The following is a 19,779-nucleotide window of genomic DNA, read 5'->3' on the forward strand; positions in this document are numbered from 1 at the left end:
TGCGCGAGCGGCATGGGCGTCTATCTTGAAAATAACCCCCCGGGCCCGCGGCCCCTCCCAGAGCTACACCGGTCACATGAGGCGACAAATCCTGCAAAAAATGCAACATTTACTGTCCTCTTCGCCCCAGAAGAAGGAGAATGTTGTATTTTGTGCAACAATTTAGGGGGGGTTGGCTTCAAATCCGGGAATATCGCCCAAATTGTTGCACTTTTTACAACATTGAGCCGCAAATAGGGGTTATCCCCCCATTTTTGTTGTACAAAATACAACATTTGCTGGCTCTCGTGGAATAGCCCCGGGCCCGCGGCACATTTTCACCATCTGATGGTGCCGCGCAAGCCGCATGGGGGTAATAATAGGCCAGACCTGTCCAGCCGTTTTCCGATGGTGTCGCGCAAGGCGGCATGGACGTCTATCTTGAAAATTTGGCGGTATACGCCGACAAAATTTCAATACCGCAGGTGACGACCGAGGACGAAAGGAAGCGATCGTCACACTGCAAGGAGTATCGATCACTATGGAGCTCCCTTCGACCGAATTGCTTGTCTTCCTGGTCGCCGCAGGCTTTGCCGCCGCCTTCGTCGACTCCGTCGTGGGAGGCGGCGGGCTGATCGCCGTGCCCGCGCTGCTCATGACAGGCCTTCCGCCGGGCATGGTGCTCGGCACGAACAAGCTGTGCGGCACGCTCTCTTCCTTGACGAGCACCATGTCTTTTCTGACCTCCGGCAAAATCAAGGGACGTCTCGCTCTCGCTCTGTTCCCACTGTCCCTGATCGGTTCCGTGCTCGGCGCTTATTCTGCGTATCTGCTGCCCGCGTCTTTCCTGCGGCCGCTGGTCGTCGTTCTGCTGATCGTAGTGCTGGCGTACACGCTGCTCAAAAAAAGCTGGCAGGGCTCGCCGATCCCCGCTCCCATGACGGCCCTCCGCAAAATAATCGCCGGCACCGCCGCCTTCGCTCTCGGGTTCTACGACGGCTTCTTCGGCCCGGGAACAGGCTCGTTTCTGCTGTTCCTGTTTCTCTTGCTCGGCTTCGACTTCGTAGGCGCCTCCGCGAATGCGAAGGTGCTCAACTTCGCCAGCAACATCGGGAGCTTGGCCACCTTTGGGCTGCTCGGCTCGGTCCATCTCGGCTACGGCCTGGTCATGGGCCCGGCGATGATCGTCGGCGCCTTGGTCGGCTCGCAGGTCGCCATCCGGCGAGGGGCCAAATATGTCAAGCCGCTCTTTCTGCTCGTGACCTTCCTGCTCATCGGCAAGCAGCTATGGGATTTGATCGCCGGCTGAGGAGCTTCCGCCGGACGGCTGGGAGCCCTGTCTGGCCGGGCCCATCAGGCGCTATGCGCCATTTTCCTCTTCCATAAGCTGCGGCCGATTAACGGCAAAGACCGGCCGTATCCCTTGGACGGGGAACACCTCGCGGATCGCCGCGGCGATTTCGCCCGCCATCGTCATCACCCTAAACAGCGAGGTGCTCTGCAGCACGGCATACTTCTGGCCGGCATCGATATTGACGATGGCGGCCACCGAATAGTCCCCGACCTGCGGCAGCTGCTTGCCTACCGATTTGCCTGGCTCGATCGGCCGGTTCGAAACCTGGTACCATCCGAGCGAGGAAGGCTGGCCGAGGCAGGCGTCGATGGCCAGCACGCGCTTGCCGGCCGGCAGCTCCCTCATCCGCTCCCGCATATTGCTGGCGTCGAACGGCCGGGGAAGCGTGCCGATGACATGGGGGTACCCCGCCTCCTGCAGCATCGTTCCTACCAATGGGCCCAGCGCATCGCCGGTCGAGCGATCGGTGCCGATGCACAAGAATACGATGTCTTCTGCAGCAAGTCCCTGCTCCCGGATCGTACGGAAAAATCCCGCCAGTTCATCTCCCCGCAGCTTTTTCCGAAACAGCGGAGCGCCGTTCTCCTCCATTACTTGTCCCCCATTCGACGGTCGATTTCTGTAAGGTACGAAGTCTATTGTAGCACAGAGCCGGCTCGTTCCGCTCCCCTATTTGGGCAGGCTTTCCTCGGCATGATATAATGCATACGACAAACTTCGAGCTTCGAGGAGGACGCGCAATGACTTGGCCGGTAGTGCTCTCTTTGCTTTCACTAGCTTACTGGATATGGGCGATCGCGGATACGCTGCATTCCCGCAAATGGATGCTCCGCCTGCCGCGGCAAGCAGCCGCCCCCTTCGGCGCCGGAAACCGGTGGGCGGAGGACGCGGGCAAAACTCCCCTCGTCTCCGTCATTGTGGCCGCCAAGGAAGAGGAAGACTCAATAACCGACACGGTCAAGCATCTGCTTGACCAGAACTATCCGCGGCTTGAAATTATCGCCGTCAACGACCGTTCGCAGGACGCCACCGGCCGCAAGCTGGACGAGCTGCGCCGCTGGTCCGAAGGCCGCAAGGAGCTGCCCGTTCCGCTGCGCGTCATCCATGTGACCCGGCTGCCGGACGGCTGGCTCGGCAAAAATCACGCGCTCTATCAAGGCTATCTTCAGGCCAGAGGCTCCCTGCTGCTATTTACGGACGCCGACATCACCTTTAGCCCGGATGCGGTCTCCGCGGCGGTGCGATACTTACAGGAAACGAAGGCGGACCATCTCACCTTGGCGCCGAGGATGGTGACCAAGGGCTTCTGGCTGCAAGCGTTCGTCCGCTATTTCTTCTTTACGCTCAGCTTGTACGTCCGCCCTTGGCGGGCCAACGACGACTTGCAGGACCGGACGGGGATGGGCATCGGCGCCTTCAATTTGCTTACTCGCCAGGCGTATGAGAGGATCGGCACCCACCGGGCGATCGCGCGCCGTCCGGACGACGATCTGCAGCTCGGCATGCTGGTCAAGCGGCACCGTCTAAGGCAGCGGCTCGCGACCGCGCCGGATCATCTCGCCGTCGAATGGTATCCGGGGATGAAGGAAGCGATCCGCGGATTGGAAAAAAACTTGTTCTCCGGCTTCGGCTACAGCGTGCTGAAGGCGGGTGCCGGCGTCGCCGGCCAGCTGCTGGTATTCATCTACCCATGGATCGGCCTGTTCGCGTCACAGGGATGGCCGGCCGTGGCGTATGCGCTGTGCGCTCTGATGATGCTTGCCGCCTATATGCTGCACACCCGCGCCATGCTCGGCCGCCCCGCATCGGAGCTGGCTGTGCTGCCTCTATCGGCGCTGCTTTTGACCTGGATCGTCATCCGCTCCGTGTGGCTGACGCTCCGCCAGGGAGGCATCTATTGGCGCGGCACATTCTACCCGCTGCGCGAGCTGAAGCGGCTTCAGGAGCCTTAAGAGGTGCCTGGAGACGCGGATGCTCGCGCATTTTTTGCAAAAAAACATCGATTTTTCATACGGCATTCATAAAAAATTAACACAAGCATGATACAATTTGACATAAAATCATTTTGGAGACAGACGAAAGGGAGAGAACGGATGAACCTTACTCAAAGGCAGTTAACTTACGCTGTTGGAAGCATGCTGCTGACCTTCGTTTTAATTGTCGCTTACCAGTTCTGTTGAACGGCGACCATTCATGGCTAGCCCACATATACGAAATCACAGACATATAAGGGGGTGCGCGGCTTCGCGCATCTTTTTTGTTCGCTGCGAAACCCTTGAGCTCCGCCGAGGCCCTTTGCCGTGCAAGCCGCATGGACATCTATCTTGAAAATTTGGCGGTATCCACTGGACCGAATTTTCAAACCACGGGTGACGACCGCTGACGCAAGGGAACCTGCTGGCCGCATGATCACCTCTAACGCTTGTGACAAACGCTATTTTGCTAAAACGAACCCTGTTTAAAATGTAACGTAACTACGTAGCGCTATTTTGTCAAAAACGCGGAATTGGGTAGCCAAACATGCCAAATAAGGCGGCTCATTAGCGTTACAATTTCACACCGGTCGTTTCGAGTGAAATAAGCTCTGTGGCTAGCTTTAAGCTTCTTAAGGTCTGCCCGGCAAACGTGAGCCCACGGCTAGCGGAACGCTAACCGAAGGGCTGAGTCCTACAGCCCGAATATTTATAAATTCTTGATGACGCGAAAAAAGGCATGGACGAACGCCGCGTCATTAGCGGTTATCGTCATGCCTTTTGCCTGCCGGCAAACCGATGTTACCTCATCTGCCTTGGCTGCTCCATATTCGCGGAGACGGCCTCCAGGCTTTGCATCGCCTGCGTCAGCTGATCTTGAACCTGCGCCATCTCCTGATGATGGTGCTCGTCGTCATTCGCCTCCATCTGACTCTGCGCCTTCTCGAGCTCACGCCGCGCTGTCTCAAGCTGCGCCGCCGCACCGGCAAATTCGCGCGGATTCGATTCCAGCTGCGCGTGGCGAACCGCCATCTCCGCGTCCCTGGCGATTTGAATCGCCTTCTCGGCATTGTCGATCACATGCCTGAGCGGCATTTGATGCTGGTTCACTTCCGTCACTTGTGCATCTCCTCCCGGTGATCGCGATCGTTACAATGCTTAAGATGCGCGAAACGCCCGGGATTCATTCCTTGATTTTACACTTGGGCCCTTGCAGTTCAGCGGCTGTCCTGCTTGCGCTCATAGACGACAAAATCGTAATCGTACGGATTGGCCCCGTCCTTCACGCCGCGAACTCTCCGCACCTCCTGCCACTCGCTGCCGAATTCCGGGAAGAACGTATCGGCCGGGAACGTATGGGCGATTTCGGTGATGTACATGCGGTCCGCGACCGGCATCAACAGCCGGAATATTTCTGCGCCGCCGATGACGAAAATTTCATGCTCTTCGCCGTTATCTGCCCTGTCCGCAGCTTTGGCGAACGCCAGCAGCTCCTCCACCGAATGAACGACGGTGCAGCCCGGCGCCTGATAATCGCGGTCGCGGGTCAGCACGATGTTGGTCCGTCCGGGCAGCGGCTTTCCGATCGACTCGTACGTTTTGCGCCCCATGAGCACGGCATGGCCCATCGTCGTCGCTTTGAAAAAAGCGAGATCCGCCGGCAGCCGCCAAGGCAGCCGGTTATCGACGCCGATGCCCCTCTGCTCGTCCATGGCCAAAATGAAAGAAATCGTCACCTGTCATCTCTCCTCAGGAGGTTTTACGTTCGGGCGCTATACGGCGATCGGCGCTTTAATGCCGGGGTGGAATTGATATCCCTCGAATTCGAAATCCTCGTACCGATAATCGAAGATCGAGTCCGGCTTCCGCTTGATAACGAGCTTGGGCAGCGGATACGGCTCCCGGGAGAGCTGCCGCTGCACTTGCTCCAGATGGTTCAAATAAATGTGCACGTCGCCCCCGTTCCAGACCAGTTCGCCCGGCTCCAGACCGCACTGCTCAGCGACCATATGGGTCAGCAGGGCATACGACGCCAGGTTGAACGGCAATCCCAGAAACGTATCGACCGAGCGCATCTGGAACATGCACGACAGCCGCCCGTTCGCCACGTAAAACTGAAACGCGTAGTGGCAAGGCGGCAGCGCCATGCCGTCCACCTCCGCCGGGTTCCAGGCGCTGACCAGGTGTCTGCGCGAATCCGGGTTGCGGCGAATTTGCTCAATGACGCCGGCGATCTGGTCGACGACCTGGCCGTCAGGACCAAGCCACGTCCGCCACTGCGCTCCGTATACGCGCCCCAAATCTCCGTTCTCGTCGGCCCACTCGTCCCATATGGTAACCCCGTTGTCCTGCAAATAACGAATGTTCGTGCTGCCGCTCAAAAACCAGAGCAGCTCGTGAATGATGGACTTCGTATGCAGTTTTTTGGTAGTCAGCAGCGGAAAGCCTTGCTGCAGGTCGATTCTCATTTGCCTTCCGAACACGGAGATCGTGCCGGTGCCCGTGCGATCTTCCTTTCGCACGCCATTGTCCAATATATCCTGTAGCAGTTCCAGGTACGCCTTCATAAGCCACCTCAATCATTGAAATCGTTAACCATTAATATAATACAATATAAATTATATATTATCAGTACGGATTCCAAACTGCCCATTCCGCTTCCGAAATTTTCGGCACTTGCTTCGCCATTTCAATTCCGCTCATGATGGCACGGGTGACGTTGGCCGAAATGACAGCGCAATCCGCTTCGCCCCTTTGGCTCCCTCGCACGATGCAGGCCATAAGGTTACTCCCTTGCGGACGGTGTATGCCCTAAGGTTACTCCCTTGCGGACGGTGCGTGCCCTTAGGTTACTCCCTTGCGAACAGTGCGTGCCCTAAGGTTACATCCCCCCGGGCGGTGCGGTATAATGGTGACGACTTATCATACGGGCAGGAGTGAGAAGACCATGTATAAAATGATCGCGATCGATATCGACGATACACTGATTAACGACCACAAGCAGATTACCGCCGGGACCCGCCAGGCTTTGGCCGAGGCCGTCTCGCGGGGCGTTATCGTTACGCTGGCGACCGGGCGGATGTACGCCTCGGCCAGGCAGCTTGCCGCGCAGCTGGCGCTGAACGTGCCGCTGATTACGTATCAAGGCTCGCTCGTCAAGACGTCGATCGACGAGCAGGTGCTGTACGAAAGGAACGTGCCGCAGGAAGCCGCGCGCTTCATATACGACTATTGCCAGCAATCGGGTCTTCATCTGCAGTTGTACCACAATGATATTTTGTATGTGCGGGAAAGCAACGATAAAGCGGAGGAATATGCCCGTCTTTCGAAAATTCCTTATACGGTCGAGCCTGATTTTGAATCCCTTATCGGCAAGCCGAATACGAAGCTGCTCATGATCGACCAGCCGGACAAGCTGGATTCGGTGGCGGTTGAATTGCGCGGGGCTATCGGGCAGCAGGTTCATATTACGAAATCCAAGCCTCATTTTCTCGAGGTCGTTCATAAGGAAGGGACGAAGGGAGACGCCATCCGCTTTTTGGCTGAGCATTTCGGCCTGAAGCTCGAAGAGGTCATGGCGATTGGCGACAGCTGGAACGACCGGGAAATGCTTCAGGCAGCCGGTCTCGGTGTCGCCATGGGTAACGCGGTCGACGCCTTGAAAGAAATCGCGGATTACGTCACCCTCAGCAATAACGAAGACGGCGTCAAGCACGCCGTAGAGAAATTTGTATTGTCTCCTTCGGCATAAGCTTGCTTCGCAAGATGCAGGTTGAGGAAAGTCCGAAAAAAAATTGACCCTCATTTTCATTGGCACAGGCACAATAGGCGAACGTCCGCATACATTGTTGTTGAACATAGGCATTCGCATAGCGCGCAAGAAGGAGAGATGCATAATGTCCAAACAACAATTCGCGGAAAATCAAGGGAATCAGACCCGGTCGCTAACGCCGGGAACGATCCCGGGGGCCCCAGGGGGCTTTCCCGGCGGTGCCCCGGGCGGCTTCCCCGGTGGCGCTCCCGGCGGCTTTCCCGGCGGCGCTCCCGGGGGCTTTCCCGGCGGCGCCCCGGGTGGCTTTCCCGGCGGCGCCCCGGGCGGCTTTCCCGGCGGCGCCCCGGGCGGCTTCCCCGGCGGCGCTCCCGGCGGCTTTCCCGGCGGCGCCCCGGGCGGCTTCCCCGGCGGCGCCCCGGGCGGCTTCCCCGGCGGCGCTCCCGGCAGCTTCCCCGGCGGCGCCCCGGGTGGCTTCCCTGGCGGCGCCCCGGGCGGGGTCGGGGGACCGCCTCAATCGCCTCCGCCGGCGTTCACGCCGCCCAGACCGCAGCAGCAGCTGTTTGCCGTCGATCCGGGCGGCATTCGCAGATGTTTGTTTAGGTACGTATATATCTGGCAGACGAACGGGCAGCAATATTGGATGTTTTTGACCTTCGTCGGCCGCAATTCGATTGCCGGATATCGCTGGTTTGGGTTCCCCCCATTCGGTTTCTGGGGTTATTTCGGACTGGATTTGCGGCAAATCTCAACGTTTGTCTGCTACTAATGCACCCGTTCCAGACGGCAGAAGCCTGCGGAGATATATCCGCAGGCTTCTGCCATTGTTATTTTACCGCTCTTGGAAACAGATTGCCGAGACTCTTCGCGGCCTTGGCCCAAAAGGAACGGTGCGCTTCGTCAGCCTATGCTGTCGTTACAGCCGTTTTGGGCGAGGAACCGGAGGCTCTCGCCGAAGCCGGCCATCCGTCCCCGGCGCCCCCCGCCTCCACCGGTCCTCTTCCAGGTAATCCGCATAATCCTCAAGGAACGTATCCGTAATCGGCACGCGCTCTTCCTGGTCGGCAGCGCTCGTCATCATTCGCTCCTCCTTTTCCCCTGATCGCTGTTCAACCCTGCTTCTGATATCGTAAGCATACCTTACTCCAATAAGCGCTTCAACCGCCTGGCAGACATAAGCCAAACATGCGGCGGACGCCGGGCTTTCCCGCATCCGCCGCTGCGGTCAGGCGTTATCTGAAGACAATACGTATACTTTTACGTTCTTTTTGACTCCGAATTGGATGGCCTGCTTTACATCGTTCATGAACACATCCACTCGCGCCCCCTTGATGGCCGAGCCCGTATCCTCCGCCTTGCGCAAGCCGATTCCGTCGATATAGACGAGAGTACCGATTGGGATCACGGAAGGATCGACGGCGATCGTGCGTCCTTCCTCGGCCTTGCTGCCGCTGGACGTAATGCCGTAGGCGGGATGCGAGGGCCGCTTGCCCGTCGATTCCGCGCCGGCCGTATAGGCCGTAAGGGTCGATTGCAGCACCTTCTCGATCACGCGCTCCTCGCCGTTTGGCAGCATCAGCTGCGCGCCTTCCGCGGGAATTTCCAGCTGCTGTCCGACCGTCAGCCGGCCGGGGTCTTCGATGTCGTTGGCGGCAATCAGCGAAGAGACCGATACATCGAACGCGCGGGCGATCCGGTACAGCGTATCCCCTTTATTCACCTGATATTTGATCGGACTCGGCAGCAGCGCGGCCTGCCCGGCTCCTTCGCCTGCCGCCGACCGATTCAACGCTTCCAGCGCATAGGGGGCATAATTGTCCGTCTCGGGAATGACGGCAAATTGATTGTACCCCGGACCGTACCGGTCCTCCGTCTCGAAGTAAGCCTGTCCCGCAGAGGGACTTGCCATGACAACCGCCAGCAGAAGAGCAGCCAATAAGCCGACTTGATTCACTTGCCGATGCATTGTGTTCCTCCTCTATCCATTCTTGCTAGATTGATAGTAATAGAATGGACGGAGAAACTAGATTTTATACCCGGCTCCGGACAGCCGCTGCTCTATGTATCTCCGTTAGGAGCGGAAGGAACCGCTCGCAGAGCCGCCCGCGGGCTGCTCCGCGAGGCCTTTCGCTGTCCGGTGCTTTCAGTCAGTCTGGCCGCTTCCGTCTTGCCCTCGATCAAAACCGCCGAATCGGCTTCTTTGTTTTCTTCCCGCGGCGGCTTCCCTCTCTGCGCGGGAGAAGTTCTTCCTCCAGAGGCTCCTCCTGCTGCACGCTTTTCGTGATGACATTGCGGATGATCGGCTCGAACTCTTTGTAAGCCCCGTACAGCTGTTTGATTTTGTCGGCCAGCGCAAGCATATCGTCCATGCCCGCATTCATTTCCTTCAGGAACAGCCATCCGCTCCGTCCGCGAAACGGCTGCGCACCGCCTGCCGCCCTCCGGTACGGGTGCCCGTCCCAATGCTTCCTGCTTTGCGGGTCAGGCCAATCTCCTGTGCTCCACATCGCGCATCCCTCCGTCTTGTTTTTCGCCATCTGCCCATGGGCCTTATTGCTACACCATATGCATTTGCCCTGAAAAAGGTATGGACGAATGCACAGCACCGGCCGGCATGCGAGGACGCCAAATATGACAAAGCGTCCAAAATAGGGTATAATTATTGTCTGGTCGGTTACCGGTCGGATAAGGAAAAAAGGGAGCGGGAGGTGGCAAGAATGATCCAGATTCAACCAAAAAACGGCGGTTACCCTTCTGTATTCCGCCTTGCAATGCTGGTGATCCTGATCTTCTCCGCCATCGTGCCGATATATGCTGAGAACAGCACCGGATATATCGAGGAATCATACAAATGGGGCCTCATGTCCGATTCTCATCATTCCTTCCATTACCGAAGCAACGCTCCCTTAAAGGCTCTATTGTCAACCAAGCCCGAGCCCATCCTGCTGATGATGCCTATTCTGCTTTGTGTGGGCGTTTGGCTGGCTCCGGCTCATTTATACGCCTACATTCCGGTCCGGATGAAGCGTCTTTTGCTTATGCCGATCAAATATACCTCCAATTTCGTGCACGAAATGACGCAGCCTTTGACGATCCGATAACGTTGCGATCCATTAGCGCATCATTTGATTATTTTTTGCTTCCGAATGGTTCTTTAGGTGAATTGCCACAATATATCTATATTGAAAAATTTGGCGGAATCTACGGGCCGAATTTTCAACCCCGCAGGTGACGACCGATGACGGAAGGATTCGCTCGTCATAGGCGTATATCAGGAAGCAAAGCACCCACAGGAGGACTAAACAATGAACATTCTAGAATCCGATCTGCCGGGCATCGGCCGAAAATTTCAAATTCATACGCGCGACGGCGATAAAATGGTCATTATCATCCACGACGACGGGCGGCGCGAGTTCTACCACTTCGATCACGACGATCCGGATGACAGCATTTCCATGGTGACGCTGGACGATCAGGAAGCGCGGCAAGTAGCGGGCATTATCGGAGGTCTGACCTATAAGCCCAAAGCGCTTGAGAACATCGAAGTCGTGCTGAACGATCTCGTCATCGAATGGTACAAAATCGAGCAGGCTTCGCCTTGTATCGGCAAAACGATCGGCGATCTCGACGTCAGACAGAAAACGGGCGCAACCATCATCGCCGTTGTCGAAAAAGGAAATTCCAATAAGACGATCAACCCGGGGCCCGAATATGTACTGCGAGCGGAATCGACCCTCATCGTAGCGGGAGAGCGGCAGCACCTGAAGGCACTCAAGGCCATTCTGCAGAATGGGAGTGAGTGAGTATGGACCACCTAGTGCTAGAAGTCGGGCTCGCGGTCATTCTTATTGCGCTCGTCGGGCTGCTGTCGGCAAAGCTGCGGTTCTCGGTCATCCCCTTCTATATTCTGATCGGGATGGCCGTGGGGCCGCACGCTCCCAAGTTCGGCGCGTTCGACTTCCGGTTTATCGAGAGCGCTCAGTTTATCGATTTTCTCGGCCGCCTCGGCGTCTTGTTCTTGCTCTTTTACCTCGGACTTGAATTTTCCGTTGGCCGCCTGATCAAATCCGGCCGTTCCATCGCCGTCGGCGGCACCATCTATATCGCCATCAATTTCACGTTAGGCATTCTTTACGGCTGGTTAACCGGATTCCCGCTTCAGGAAACGCTGGTTATCGCCGGCATCACTACGATCTCATCCAGCGCGATCGTCGCTAAAGTGTTGGTCGACCTCAAACGAACGGCCAATCCCGAGACGGAGATGATACTCGGCATTATTATGTTCGAAGACGTCTTCCTCGCCGTTTATATCTCCATTTTGTCGGGCCTCGTTCTCAGCGGCGCCACCTCGCTCGGAGGCGTGCTGCTGTCCGCCTTGTACGCACTCGGCTTTATGCTGCTGTTCCTTATTGTCGGACGCAAAGTCGTCCCGCTGCTTAACAAAGCGCTCAATATCCGTTCCAACGAATTGTTCCTGCTTGTCGTCTTCGGTTTCCTGTTCCTGGTAGCCGGCTTTTCCGAAACGATCCACGTTGCGGAGGCGATCGGCGCGTTGCTCGTCGGCCTTGTCCTCGCCGAAACGGAGCATATGAAGCGAATCGAGCATCTCATTCTTCCGTTCAGAGATTTCTTCGGGGCGTTGTTCTTCTTCAGCTTCGGACTTTCTATCGATCCGCTAGCCCTGGGCGGCGCCGTCTGGCTGTCGATCGGAGCGGTCATCCTGACGCTGATCGGCAACTTTACCGCGGGCATGATCTCCGGGAGAAGCGCCGGGCTTTCGTCCAAAGCTTCCTCCAACATCGGGCTGACTATCGTATCCCGCGGCGAGTTTTCCATCATCATGGCGAACCTCGGCAAAGCGGGCGGGCTCGATCTGATCATTCAGCCGTTCGCCGCCCTGTACGTCTTGATCTTGGCGATTCTGGGGCCGCTGCTTACGAAAGAGTCCAAAACCGTATTCCAGCTGCTCAACAAAGTGTTCCGATGGGAAAAAGAAAAACCGAAGAAGCAAAGCGAGCAGGCCTGAAAAAACAAAAGCAAAGGAGCCTTTCCCATACCGGGCGGGCTCCTTGTTCGTATGGCCGTCCTAGCCGATCCGCCCGGCAATTTGCCGCGCGACCCATAAGCCGGCTGCTCCCGCCTGAGCCAAGCCTCGCGTAATTCCCGCGCCGTCGCCGGCGCAGAACAGGCCCGTGATCTCACTCTCGAACGATTCGCTTAGCTTAGGACGCGCCGAATAAAACTTCGCCTCGACTCCATAAAACAGCGTATGCTCGGAAGCGATGCCTGGCGTCACTTTGTCCAGCGCCTCCACCATTTCGATCAGCGACTTCATCGTATTGTACGGCAGCACCAGCCCGAGGTCCCCCGGAACGGCTTCCTTCAGCGTCGGCTCGAGGAACCCTTCCCGGATGCGTTCGGCCGTGGAACGGCGCCCTCTCATGATATCTCCATATTTTTGCACGATGACGCCGCCGCCGGACAAATCGTTCGCCCTCCGGCAAATTTCACGGGCGTATTCGTTCGGCTTGTCGAACGGCTCGGTGAACTTGTGGGATACGAGCAGCGCAAAGTTCGTATTGTGCGAGCCGAGCGCCGAGTCCTTGAACGAATGCCCGTTGGCCGCCATAATGCCGCTGTGGTTTTCGACGACGACATGCCCGGACGGATTGCTGCAGAAGGTGCGCACCCTCGTGCCTACGGATGTATTGTAAATGAACTTGCCTTCATACAAATGCTCGTTGATTTCGCGCATCACGATGTCCGATGTCTCCACGCGAACGCCGACGTCGACCTGGTTATTGAACATTTTGATCCGCCGCTTCCTGAGTACCTCGCTCAGCCAGGCCGAGCCGTCCCGTCCCGGAGCGATGAATACGTAATCGCTTTCGTAGGTCTCTCCGTTTTTCAGGACGACGCCCCGCACCATATACTTGCCGCCGGATTGGGCCGTTACGATGTCCTCCACTTCCGCCCTGAACAGCATATCGATGCGATCGGCCAAATACGAGGCGATCGATTTGAGAATCTCCAGGTTCTGCTCGGTCCCGAGATGCCTTACCTTAGCCCGCAGCAGCTTCAAGCCGGCAGCGTAACCCCGCTGCTCAATCTGCCTGACAGCCTCGGTCGTCGGGTCCGTCATCGTCTCGGTTGCTCCATGCTTCAGGTTGATGCGGTCGACGTCATGAATCAGCTCCAGCACTTTGGAGGCGGGCAAGTAATCGGTCATCCAGCCGCCGAATTCCGTCGTAATGTTGAACTTGCCGTCGCTGTAAGCGCCAGCCCCTCCGAAGCCGGCTGTGATGGAGCAGGCCGGCAGGCATCCGGCATAGTCTTTCTTCCCCGCCGGAGGCGGACATAGCTTGATCTTCCCCTCCATAATCGGGCAGCTTCGACGATGAATGTCGTGCCCTTTATCGATCAGCAGCACCTTCGCATCGGGTTTTTGCAGCGTCATCTCGTACGCAGCAAAAATGCCGGCAGGTCCGGCCCCTACAATGATCAAATCGTACTTGTCGCTCATGTCGTCCTTCCTCCAACCAGATCTCATGTGGTTTTGAAGACGCAAAAAACTCCCCGCATCGAATGGGCTGCGCCGAAGCAGCCACTCGTAGCTGGGAGTTTACGGTTCCCGTAGAAACCCTCAACCTTATCTTGAGGATATACGAATGATTCGGACTGTTGCGAAGGTTTTTTACGTTTACACATTTATAATACCGAATCATTCATAGGAATTCAACAAACAATGTTCGGTTTTAGGTCATTTGACGATCATGACCGGAATCGTGGCATGATGCACGACATGGTGGCTGACGCTCCCCAGAAATAGCTCGCTGAGTCCGCCCAAGCCGCGGCTGCCCATCACGATCAGATCGCAGCCGGTCTCTTCCGCGTGCTCCAGAATAGCCCGCGCCGCATTCCCTTGCTTCCGAACGACCCGAACGTTGGGCAATCCCTCCGCTGCCTGGCGGGCGCGCTCGACGACTTTGTCGGAGTATTCGTTCTGCTGGCGTTCTACGTCCGGCGAGACATTAAAGATCGCATCGCCGACGACCATTACGGGAACATGGCTGGAATGAACGATCTCCAGACCGCCTCCCGCGCCTTCCTTCACCAGCTTCACCGCCTTGTCCAGCGCCCGCTCCGACGCCTCGGAACCATCGTATGCAATCAATATTTTGTTGAAAATCATACGCTCACTCCTTAACTGTTGGTATCGTCCTCTTATTTTAAAGCTATCAGCCTGCCACCGCTGTGTATGTAATGTAGATCACACCATTCAATAAGCTTGAAACATGCCGGAAATCAAAGAAACGAATCGTTTTATGCGCTTACATGACGTTTTGGCAAGCTGAAAACCGCGCGGTTTTTGTGTATAATCGAAATCTGCGAACATCGGCCCCGACTTTTCTGAGAGTGGAAAGTCACCATCATCCAGCATAGGAGGATATGAACTATCACAATGAATCAACAACTGAAAAGCTCCTGGTTCGGCAATGTTCGGAGTGACGTCCTATCCGGCATGACGGTTGCGCTTGCCCTCATTCCGGAAGCGATCGCCTTCTCGATTATCGCCGGCGTCGACCCGATGGTCGGTTTGTATGCATCTGTCTGCATCGCTATTGTCATTTCGTTTGCGGGAGGACGGCCAGGCATGATTTCCGCAGCAACGGGCGCGATGGCGCTGCTGATGGCGACGCTTGTCAGAGATCACGGCATTGAGTACTTGTTCGCCGCCACCGTACTGGCAGGAATCCTGCAATACGTTATGGGGATGTTGAAATTCGGACGCTTCATCACGTTCGTCCCGCAATCGGTTATGACCGGTTTCGTCAATGCGCTGGCCATTCTGATTTTTGCGGCTCAGCTGCCGCACTTTGCGGGCGAAGGCTGGGTCATGTACGCGCTGGTCGCTTTAACCTTGCTTATTATATATATTTTGCCCCGATTTACCAGGGCCATACCGTCGGCTTTGGCCGCCATCGTCATCGTCTCAGTTTTGGCGATCAGTATGGGCCTTGAGGTGAAGACAGTCGGCGACATGGGCCGCATCACGAGCGCTTTGCCCGTGTTTCATGTGCCGCAGATCGAGCTAAGCCTGGAAACATTGTGGATTATTTTCCCTTACTCGTTATCGCTGGCGATCGTCGGCATTTTGGAATCGCTGCTTACCGCGACGATCGTCGACGAGATGACGGATACGCGCAGCGACAAAAACCGGGAAGTGAAGGGCCAAGGCATCGCCAATGTGGTCACAGGATTTTTCGGGGGGATGGCCAGCTGTGCGATGATCGGTCAATCGGTGATCAACGTCAAATCCGGAGGCCGCACCCGTCTGTCGACCTTCGTGGCAGGCGCGTTCCTGCTCTTTCTCATCCTCGTGCTCGGGGATATCGTCAGCCGCATCCCGATGGCGGCGCTCGTCGGCGTCATGTTCATGGTATCGATCGGCACATTCGATTGGAAATCGCTGACCGGCATCGCCAAGGTGCCGCGCGGCGACGCCCTGGTGATGGTCGTGACCGTCGCCATTGTCGTCGCCACCCACGACTTGTCCAAAGGCGTATTCGCCGGCGTGCTGCTCAGCGCCGTACTGTTTGCCTGGAAAATGGCCCGCATTCGCATGACCTCGTCGATTCAGGCGAACGGCGCCAAAACTTACGTCGTCTCAGGCCAAATGTTCTTCGGCACGATGTCCCATTTTATCGAGCAATTCGATTATGCCGGCGACCCCGATGCGATCTTCATCGACTTCAGCCAGTCTCACGTCTGGGATCATTCGGCCGTCACCGCGATCGCGAAGGTTGTGGCGAAATACCGGCAGTTGGGCAAAACAGCCTCCATCACAGGCCTGAATGAGGAGAGCCGTCTTATTGTCGAGAAGGTCGGCCTGGCTTCGACGGGCGGACATTGATTGGTGATCTTGGTGATGAAAATGAGAAAAGCCCCGAAAGAGGGCTTTTCTTCATTTTAGTCAATGAGACTTTCCGAATTTGTCCCATCGGGATTCATAACATACAAGTAAACTTGCTTATCTTTTGGATCCACATAAGCGATTGAATACATGTGCAATTTATTTTCTTTCCATCCGATGAATAAAGAGACTCCAACTTTATTGTTTTTCAGACCTTCTTGGTCAATAACATGATCGGGAATATCAACACGATTATACCCGGGCTCTTTGAAGAAGCTGTATTTCCAATATGAATCGCTTCCATTCTCTAAATCCCCGTTATCATTTGCTATCTCGTAATCGTCCATAAATAATGACTTGACCTCCTCTTGAGTCAAACCTAATCTCAGCTTTTCTTTGAGTTCATTCACTTTATTAAGGATCATTCGGTCTCTTTCAGTAGAAGATCCATTTGACTCGGTTACAGAAGTGATTGATATGGTATTTGTCGTATTGTCCCACCGAACTTCTCCGCCAAGCATCTCGACAACTGCTTTGGTTGGAAGATAAGAGATTCCATTAATGATAACAGGGGGACATGGCATCGCCATCTTCATTCACAAGTACCCAAGGTTTATTGTTAATTGTGATCTTCATATCGTGATTAATTATACGCCCGAATGCTTTCCACGCCTCCGGCCGCATAGGATAAACTCGTTCCCGATAACAAGGTACACAAACAAGTTATAGTTACTTTCTTCCATTCCATTCAATTACCTTCCATATACTCGATTCTTTCTATGCGTTCTCCCCTGCATAGCTGAAGTTTAATCTGGATTTATCAACAATGTCAGATAATTTACAAATGAAAAGAAAGTCTATCGTCCTGCATTATTTCTTTTGTCCTATTATACTTTCCAAATCCTCGTCAGATATATTGAAATATTTTTTAAAGGCGGTTAGCGTACGTTCATCTTCCTCAAGCGATTCGAACCATTGGTAAAATCTATCTTCTCCTACATATTCAATCAATAATAAATCAAATGAATGTTCCTTATCATGCTCAAATTCTTCAGAAAAAGTCTTGCGTTCCAATATCGTCCTCAATTCCTCATCAGATATATTAAAATATTTTTTGAATGCAGTACGTGTTCGTTCATGTTCCTCGATTGAGTCAAACCACTGATAGAATTTTTCCTTCCCAACATAATCAATCATTAATTGATCAAATGTATGCTCTTCATCATAATTTCTTTCACAATAATCTTCATTTTTTAGGCTATCAGTTTTGTTAAATGATTCATTAATGTTGATATCTCCACTTTTACTAAAATAAATACTAGGAAAAATCACAAATGATATTAAACTTATGATTAATAAATAATTCAAAATCATCCCCCCTGCAATTCAAACTAATATTACTTTTATAATTAAACACCAAAAGATAGTTAATATATAATATATTAACTATCTTTTTGATATTAGAACTATTATTTAGGGCTTGCTGAACGATTTTTTATCCGAAACTCTGGACTAGGCGACGGCGGAACAGGAAGGCGAAAATAAAGCAAAAAAGAACGCGGAGCCTGCGCTCCAGGTTCATCACCAGCAGTTGCAGCGTGATGGCGGACAGGCTGGTCTGCGCGAGACGCGCTCGAATACGGCCAAGCCCGTACTTGCGCTTGCCTTCTCCGAATTTGCCTTCGATGGCGTTTCGTTCACCGGCATCCCGTTTGTCCTGATGTTGCTGTTCACGAGTCGGACCGTCCTTCGGTGGTCTTCCCAAAGCCGGGCCGCTGAGCCGGATGCCATGCTGCTTGCAGAAGTTCCGGTTCTCGCGGGTGCGATAGATTTGATCCGCCTGTACGACGGCTGGATAATAGCCGAAGCGACGACGGTAGTTCTCAATCGTCTCGATGAGCGTTGTACTCTCGTTGAAGTTATCCCAGGACGCACGATCCAGGAATGCGTAACCTTTCGTCATGCTGACGGCGAGCTTTGCGCCGAACTCCACTCGCGCCTTCGCTTTCCCACGCACGATCGGCCTCACATGCGGCTGATGGATGCTCACGATGCGGTCTTCGATTTGGTGCGACCGCGTCTTGTACATGTGGAGCTGTTGGCGGTACAGTTCATGAATCACCAGCAGATCACGATAGGCTTTGCGACTCAGCAGCGTGAGCGGCTGCGTCTTTGCTTGCTCGGCAATGATGACGAGGTTCCGTTCCACGTACCCCAGCTGACGGCGGATGGCTTTGCGGATGACTTTCGGTCCCGGCCTGCGCTGTTTGGACACCACCAGAAACTGCTTGCGCGCCTTTTCACGATAGGTGCGCGGTTTTGCCGTTTGTCCGATGACCGGTTCGTGCAGCGTATCGATGATCGGTTCCAACTTCTCCCGCGCTTCATTCAGCAAATTCAAATCGGTCGGATACGCCACATCCGCCGGGGCGCAGGTGGCGTCCACCAACAGTGTCCCTTAATTCGGTTGTTCTGGCGTTTCCGACGCCGCGGTAGAATCGATGGCCTCATCGGTCTCAAGTTCGGACGCTTCCGGTGGCGCCGACGCTTCAACCGTCTGCTCCGCAACAGGCGTTTGCGCTGCCGATTCGACTTGCGTTTCCTCGAACAGCGCTTGCTGTTCGAATTCGGTTTCGGTTGCAGCGGCGCAAGACGGCGACTGCTTTCTTTTCCCGCCGCCGCTCACGTTGCTTGGATCGTTGTCATCGTCTTTCATTTCCTTCGCGCCCTGGGTGGCGATGACCTCATTCAGCTCGGCCAGCACGTCCGTCAGACGTTTGCGAAAATGTGTCATCATCGAATGGTGGAACGGCGGCTTCATGACAAATCCGGGCAAACCGATGAAGTATTGCATATAGGGATTCTCGCTGATCGACGCCAGGGTTTCTCTATCGGTCAACTGCATGCGCTCCTGAATGATCAGCGCGCCGAGCCCCATCCGCAGGCTGATCGTTTGCTGACCACGGAAGGTGTCTTTGAAGAAACGACCGTATTTCTGTTCAGCCGCCGCCCACGGCACCAACTGCGCCAACTGAACCCAACGATTCTTTTCATCCAGTTTTCCGCCGAAGGGAAGAAAGAAATCGCCCGGCAGGATCAATTGATTGTCGAGGTGTGCGGTCGGCTTGAACATTTTCGTCACTCCATCTGCAAGGATTTTGGGCTGTTTTCTGAAGATTCCTTTGCATATGATTTCGACATACAAATCCCGAATCCCTTGTGCTTATGCAGTTTTTAACAGCTTTTCGGGGCGTTCAGCAAGCCCTATTTAGTTGTTCCTAAAATTTCATTCATTTTTTCTCCAGATATGTTAAAATATTCTTTAAATGCAGTCCTTGTACGTTCCTTTTCTTCAATAGATTCGAACCATTCTTCAAATTTTTCCTCACCAACATATTCAATCATTAATAAATCAAATGAATGTTCTTCATCATAATAATATACATCATTATTCTCAACATGGTTCTCAAAATGGTTGTTTTTCAATGTAAAATTATGGCTCAACATCAAAGTTAGTGCTTGACTTTATGTACCAAATCGTTCACGGTTACATTCGACCAGAAGTCCTTGTACGTAACGTTCCCGGTTCCGGGTGAAGTAATGTCGGCGTTGAAAGGCTTTCATTCGGTTGTTTCTTCCTTCAACCGCCGCATTGGTCCACCGACAGGAGTGATAATTGACGATCTCCGTTCGCCAGTTTCGCATCGTTTTGATGCAGGTGGCTACTGCCGGATGCTGAAAATGTTCCCCTTGTCCCAGCCAGCGGTCAAACCAGATGGCAGCTACTTTG

Annotated in this window: 22 protein-coding genes, 1 pseudogene and 1 riboswitch; of the genes and pseudogenes, 9 read left to right on the forward strand and 14 right to left on the reverse strand. The window is 54.6% G+C overall.

The features are described 5' to 3' along the window. On the forward strand, positions 1–237 hold a 237-nt coding region (locus F591_RS32445; protein ID WP_211217627.1), incomplete at its 5' end, for a hypothetical protein. A gap of 283 nt (positions 238–520) precedes the next feature. Further along, positions 521–1,288 (forward strand): sulfite exporter TauE/SafE family protein, encoded by a 768-nt coding sequence (locus F591_RS0123915; protein ID WP_019537130.1) that lies wholly within the window; start codon positions 521–523, stop codon positions 1,286–1,288. 51 nt (positions 1,289–1,339) lie between these two features. On the opposite strand, the gene yyaC is transcribed toward F591_RS0123915, so the two are convergent. Beyond that, the gene (yyaC, locus tag F591_RS0123920; RefSeq protein ID WP_019537131.1) at positions 1,340–1,924 is read right to left on the reverse strand and encodes a spore protease YyaC; all 585 of its coding nucleotides are present in this window, start codon (positions 1,922–1,924) and stop codon (positions 1,340–1,342) included. Between the two features lie 149 nt (positions 1,925–2,073). Between yyaC and F591_RS0123925 the strand changes: the two genes are divergently transcribed. Next, positions 2,074–3,285 carry a glycosyltransferase family 2 protein gene (locus tag F591_RS0123925; protein WP_019537132.1) on the forward strand — a complete coding sequence of 404 codons (1,212 nt, stop codon included), beginning with the start codon at positions 2,074–2,076 and terminating at the stop codon, positions 3,283–3,285. A gap of 822 nt (positions 3,286–4,107) precedes the next feature. Here the strand turns inward: F591_RS0123925 and F591_RS0123930 are convergent. The 3 genes from F591_RS0123930 to F591_RS0123940 form a co-directional block, all read right to left on the reverse strand. Further along, entirely contained in the window at positions 4,108–4,425 is a 318-nt protein-coding gene (locus F591_RS0123930) for a hypothetical protein (RefSeq protein ID WP_019537133.1), read from the reverse strand. Between the two features lie 98 nt (positions 4,426–4,523). Continuing rightward, positions 4,524–5,042: a dihydrofolate reductase gene (locus F591_RS0123935; protein WP_019537134.1), complete on the reverse strand. Its 519-nt coding sequence runs from the start codon at positions 5,040–5,042 to the stop codon at positions 4,524–4,526. A gap of 36 nt (positions 5,043–5,078) precedes the next feature. Further along, on the reverse strand, positions 5,079–5,873 hold the full coding sequence (locus tag F591_RS0123940; protein WP_019537135.1) for a thymidylate synthase: 795 nt from the start codon (positions 5,871–5,873) through the stop codon (positions 5,079–5,081). A 380-nt stretch (positions 5,874–6,253) separates the two neighbouring features. Here F591_RS0123940 and F591_RS0123950 point away from each other — a divergent pair, with 380 nt between their 5' ends. Together F591_RS0123950 and F591_RS32450 are read left to right on the forward strand one after the other, a co-directional pair. After that, the gene (locus tag F591_RS0123950; protein WP_019537137.1) at positions 6,254–7,057 is read left to right on the forward strand and encodes a Cof-type HAD-IIB family hydrolase; all 804 of its coding nucleotides are present in this window, start codon (positions 6,254–6,256) and stop codon (positions 7,055–7,057) included. A gap of 145 nt (positions 7,058–7,202) precedes the next feature. Continuing rightward, positions 7,203–7,844 (forward strand): hypothetical protein, encoded by a 642-nt coding sequence (locus F591_RS32450; RefSeq protein ID WP_019537138.1) that lies wholly within the window; start codon positions 7,203–7,205, stop codon positions 7,842–7,844. A gap of 147 nt (positions 7,845–7,991) precedes the next feature. Here the strand turns inward: F591_RS32450 and F591_RS31745 are convergent, their stop codons facing one another. The 3 genes from F591_RS31745 to F591_RS0123970 all read right to left on the reverse strand — a co-directional run bounded on the left by F591_RS31745 (position 7,992) and on the right by F591_RS0123970 (position 9,582). Further along, complete coding sequence (locus F591_RS31745) at positions 7,992–8,156, reverse strand: hypothetical protein (RefSeq protein ID WP_156829686.1); 165 nt, start codon at positions 8,154–8,156, stop codon at positions 7,992–7,994. A gap of 144 nt (positions 8,157–8,300) precedes the next feature. Then, positions 8,301–9,041 carry a 3D domain-containing protein gene (locus tag F591_RS28920; RefSeq protein WP_019537140.1) on the reverse strand — a complete coding sequence of 247 codons (741 nt, stop codon included), beginning with the start codon at positions 9,039–9,041 and terminating at the stop codon, positions 8,301–8,303. A gap of 211 nt (positions 9,042–9,252) precedes the next feature. Continuing rightward, positions 9,253–9,582, reverse strand: coding sequence for a hypothetical protein (locus tag F591_RS0123970; RefSeq protein WP_019537141.1), 330 nt, complete (start codon positions 9,580–9,582; stop codon positions 9,253–9,255). A gap of 210 nt (positions 9,583–9,792) precedes the next feature. Between F591_RS0123970 and F591_RS0123975 the strand changes: the two genes are divergently transcribed. The 3 genes from F591_RS0123975 to F591_RS0123985 all read left to right on the forward strand — a co-directional run bounded on the left by F591_RS0123975 (position 9,793) and on the right by F591_RS0123985 (position 12,101). Further along, positions 9,793–10,176 (forward strand): hypothetical protein, encoded by a 384-nt coding sequence (locus tag F591_RS0123975; RefSeq protein WP_019537142.1) that lies wholly within the window; start codon positions 9,793–9,795, stop codon positions 10,174–10,176. A gap of 204 nt (positions 10,177–10,380) precedes the next feature. Beyond that, the gene (locus tag F591_RS0123980; protein WP_019537143.1) at positions 10,381–10,878 is read left to right on the forward strand and encodes a cation:proton antiporter regulatory subunit; all 498 of its coding nucleotides are present in this window, start codon (positions 10,381–10,383) and stop codon (positions 10,876–10,878) included. A 2-nt stretch (positions 10,879–10,880) separates the two neighbouring features. Next, entirely contained in the window at positions 10,881–12,101 is a 1,221-nt protein-coding gene (locus F591_RS0123985; RefSeq protein WP_019537144.1) for a cation:proton antiporter, read from the forward strand. Between the two features lie 60 nt (positions 12,102–12,161). Here F591_RS0123985 and F591_RS0123990 read toward each other — a convergent pair whose 3' ends face one another. After that, positions 12,162–13,598 (reverse strand): NAD(P)/FAD-dependent oxidoreductase, encoded by a 1,437-nt coding sequence (locus F591_RS0123990; protein WP_019537145.1) that lies wholly within the window; start codon positions 13,596–13,598, stop codon positions 12,162–12,164. Between the two features lie 68 nt (positions 13,599–13,666). After that, positions 13,667–13,763, reverse strand: a riboswitch (purine riboswitch). A gap of 72 nt (positions 13,764–13,835) precedes the next feature. Next, on the reverse strand, positions 13,836–14,267 hold the full coding sequence (locus F591_RS0123995) for a universal stress protein (RefSeq protein ID WP_019537146.1): 432 nt from the start codon (positions 14,265–14,267) through the stop codon (positions 13,836–13,838). Positions 14,268–14,537: 270 nt separating this feature from the next. On the opposite strand from F591_RS0123995, the gene F591_RS0124000 reads away from it, so the two are divergent. Then, positions 14,538–15,989 carry a SulP family inorganic anion transporter gene (locus tag F591_RS0124000; protein ID WP_019537147.1) on the forward strand — a complete coding sequence of 484 codons (1,452 nt, stop codon included), beginning with the start codon at positions 14,538–14,540 and terminating at the stop codon, positions 15,987–15,989. 56 nt (positions 15,990–16,045) lie between these two features. Here F591_RS0124000 and F591_RS28925 read toward each other — a convergent pair whose 3' ends face one another. The 5 genes and pseudogenes from F591_RS28925 to F591_RS30860 form a co-directional block, all read right to left on the reverse strand. Further along, positions 16,046–16,585 carry a stalk domain-containing protein gene (locus F591_RS28925; RefSeq protein ID WP_156829687.1) on the reverse strand — a complete coding sequence of 180 codons (540 nt, stop codon included), beginning with the start codon at positions 16,583–16,585 and terminating at the stop codon, positions 16,046–16,048. A gap of 274 nt (positions 16,586–16,859) precedes the next feature. Further along, a complete protein-coding gene (locus tag F591_RS0124010; RefSeq protein ID WP_026326856.1) occupies positions 16,860–17,357 on the reverse strand; it encodes a hypothetical protein in 498 nt (165 codons plus the stop codon). A 127-nt stretch (positions 17,358–17,484) separates the two neighbouring features. Continuing rightward, positions 17,485–19,122 (reverse strand): annotated as a pseudogene (locus F591_RS28930) (IS5 family transposase). Between the two features lie 131 nt (positions 19,123–19,253). After that, positions 19,254–19,475: a hypothetical protein gene (locus tag F591_RS31750; protein ID WP_156829688.1), complete on the reverse strand. Its 222-nt coding sequence runs from the start codon at positions 19,473–19,475 to the stop codon at positions 19,254–19,256. Positions 19,476–19,514: 39 nt separating this feature from the next. Next, a partial coding sequence (locus F591_RS30860; protein ID WP_211217604.1) for a transposase occupies positions 19,515–19,779 on the reverse strand: 265 nt, incomplete at its 5' end.

The organism is Paenibacillus ginsengihumi DSM 21568 (assembly GCF_000380965.1).
GTDB lineage: Bacteria > Bacillota > Bacilli > Paenibacillales > NBRC-103111 > Paenibacillus_G > Paenibacillus_G ginsengihumi.

What these genes read in the sequence shown, in the direction of transcription:
- F591_RS0123995 (WP_019537146.1), bottom strand. Translation starts at nt 14,267, where the DNA reads ATGATTTTCAACAAAATATTGATTGCATACGATGGTTCCGAGGCGTCG.
- F591_RS0123975 (WP_019537142.1), top strand. Translation starts at nt 9,793, where the DNA reads ATGATCCAGATTCAACCAAAAAACGGCGGTTACCCTTCTGTATTCCGC.
- F591_RS0123950 (WP_019537137.1), top strand. Translation starts at nt 6,254, where the DNA reads ATGTATAAAATGATCGCGATCGATATCGACGATACACTGATTAACGAC.
- F591_RS0123980 (WP_019537143.1), top strand. Translation starts at nt 10,381, where the DNA reads ATGAACATTCTAGAATCCGATCTGCCGGGCATCGGCCGAAAATTTCAA.
- F591_RS28925 (WP_156829687.1), bottom strand. Translation starts at nt 16,585, where the DNA reads ATGAAGATGGCGATGCCATGTCCCCCTGTTATCATTAATGGAATCTCT.
- F591_RS0124000 (WP_019537147.1), top strand. Translation starts at nt 14,538, where the DNA reads ATGAATCAACAACTGAAAAGCTCCTGGTTCGGCAATGTTCGGAGTGAC.
- F591_RS0123915 (WP_019537130.1), top strand. Translation starts at nt 521, where the DNA reads ATGGAGCTCCCTTCGACCGAATTGCTTGTCTTCCTGGTCGCCGCAGGC.
- F591_RS28920 (WP_019537140.1), bottom strand. Translation starts at nt 9,041, where the DNA reads ATGCATCGGCAAGTGAATCAAGTCGGCTTATTGGCTGCTCTTCTGCTG.
- F591_RS0123925 (WP_019537132.1), top strand. Translation starts at nt 2,074, where the DNA reads ATGACTTGGCCGGTAGTGCTCTCTTTGCTTTCACTAGCTTACTGGATA.
- F591_RS0123970 (WP_019537141.1), bottom strand. Translation starts at nt 9,582, where the DNA reads ATGTGGAGCACAGGAGATTGGCCTGACCCGCAAAGCAGGAAGCATTGG.
- yyaC (WP_019537131.1), bottom strand. Translation starts at nt 1,924, where the DNA reads ATGGAGGAGAACGGCGCTCCGCTGTTTCGGAAAAAGCTGCGGGGAGAT.
- F591_RS0123985 (WP_019537144.1), top strand. Translation starts at nt 10,881, where the DNA reads ATGGACCACCTAGTGCTAGAAGTCGGGCTCGCGGTCATTCTTATTGCG.
- F591_RS0123940 (WP_019537135.1), bottom strand. Translation starts at nt 5,873, where the DNA reads ATGAAGGCGTACCTGGAACTGCTACAGGATATATTGGACAATGGCGTG.
- F591_RS0123990 (WP_019537145.1), bottom strand. Translation starts at nt 13,598, where the DNA reads ATGAGCGACAAGTACGATTTGATCATTGTAGGGGCCGGACCTGCCGGC.
- F591_RS32450 (WP_019537138.1), top strand. Translation starts at nt 7,203, where the DNA reads ATGTCCAAACAACAATTCGCGGAAAATCAAGGGAATCAGACCCGGTCG.
- F591_RS31745 (WP_156829686.1), bottom strand. Translation starts at nt 8,156, where the DNA reads ATGATGACGAGCGCTGCCGACCAGGAAGAGCGCGTGCCGATTACGGAT.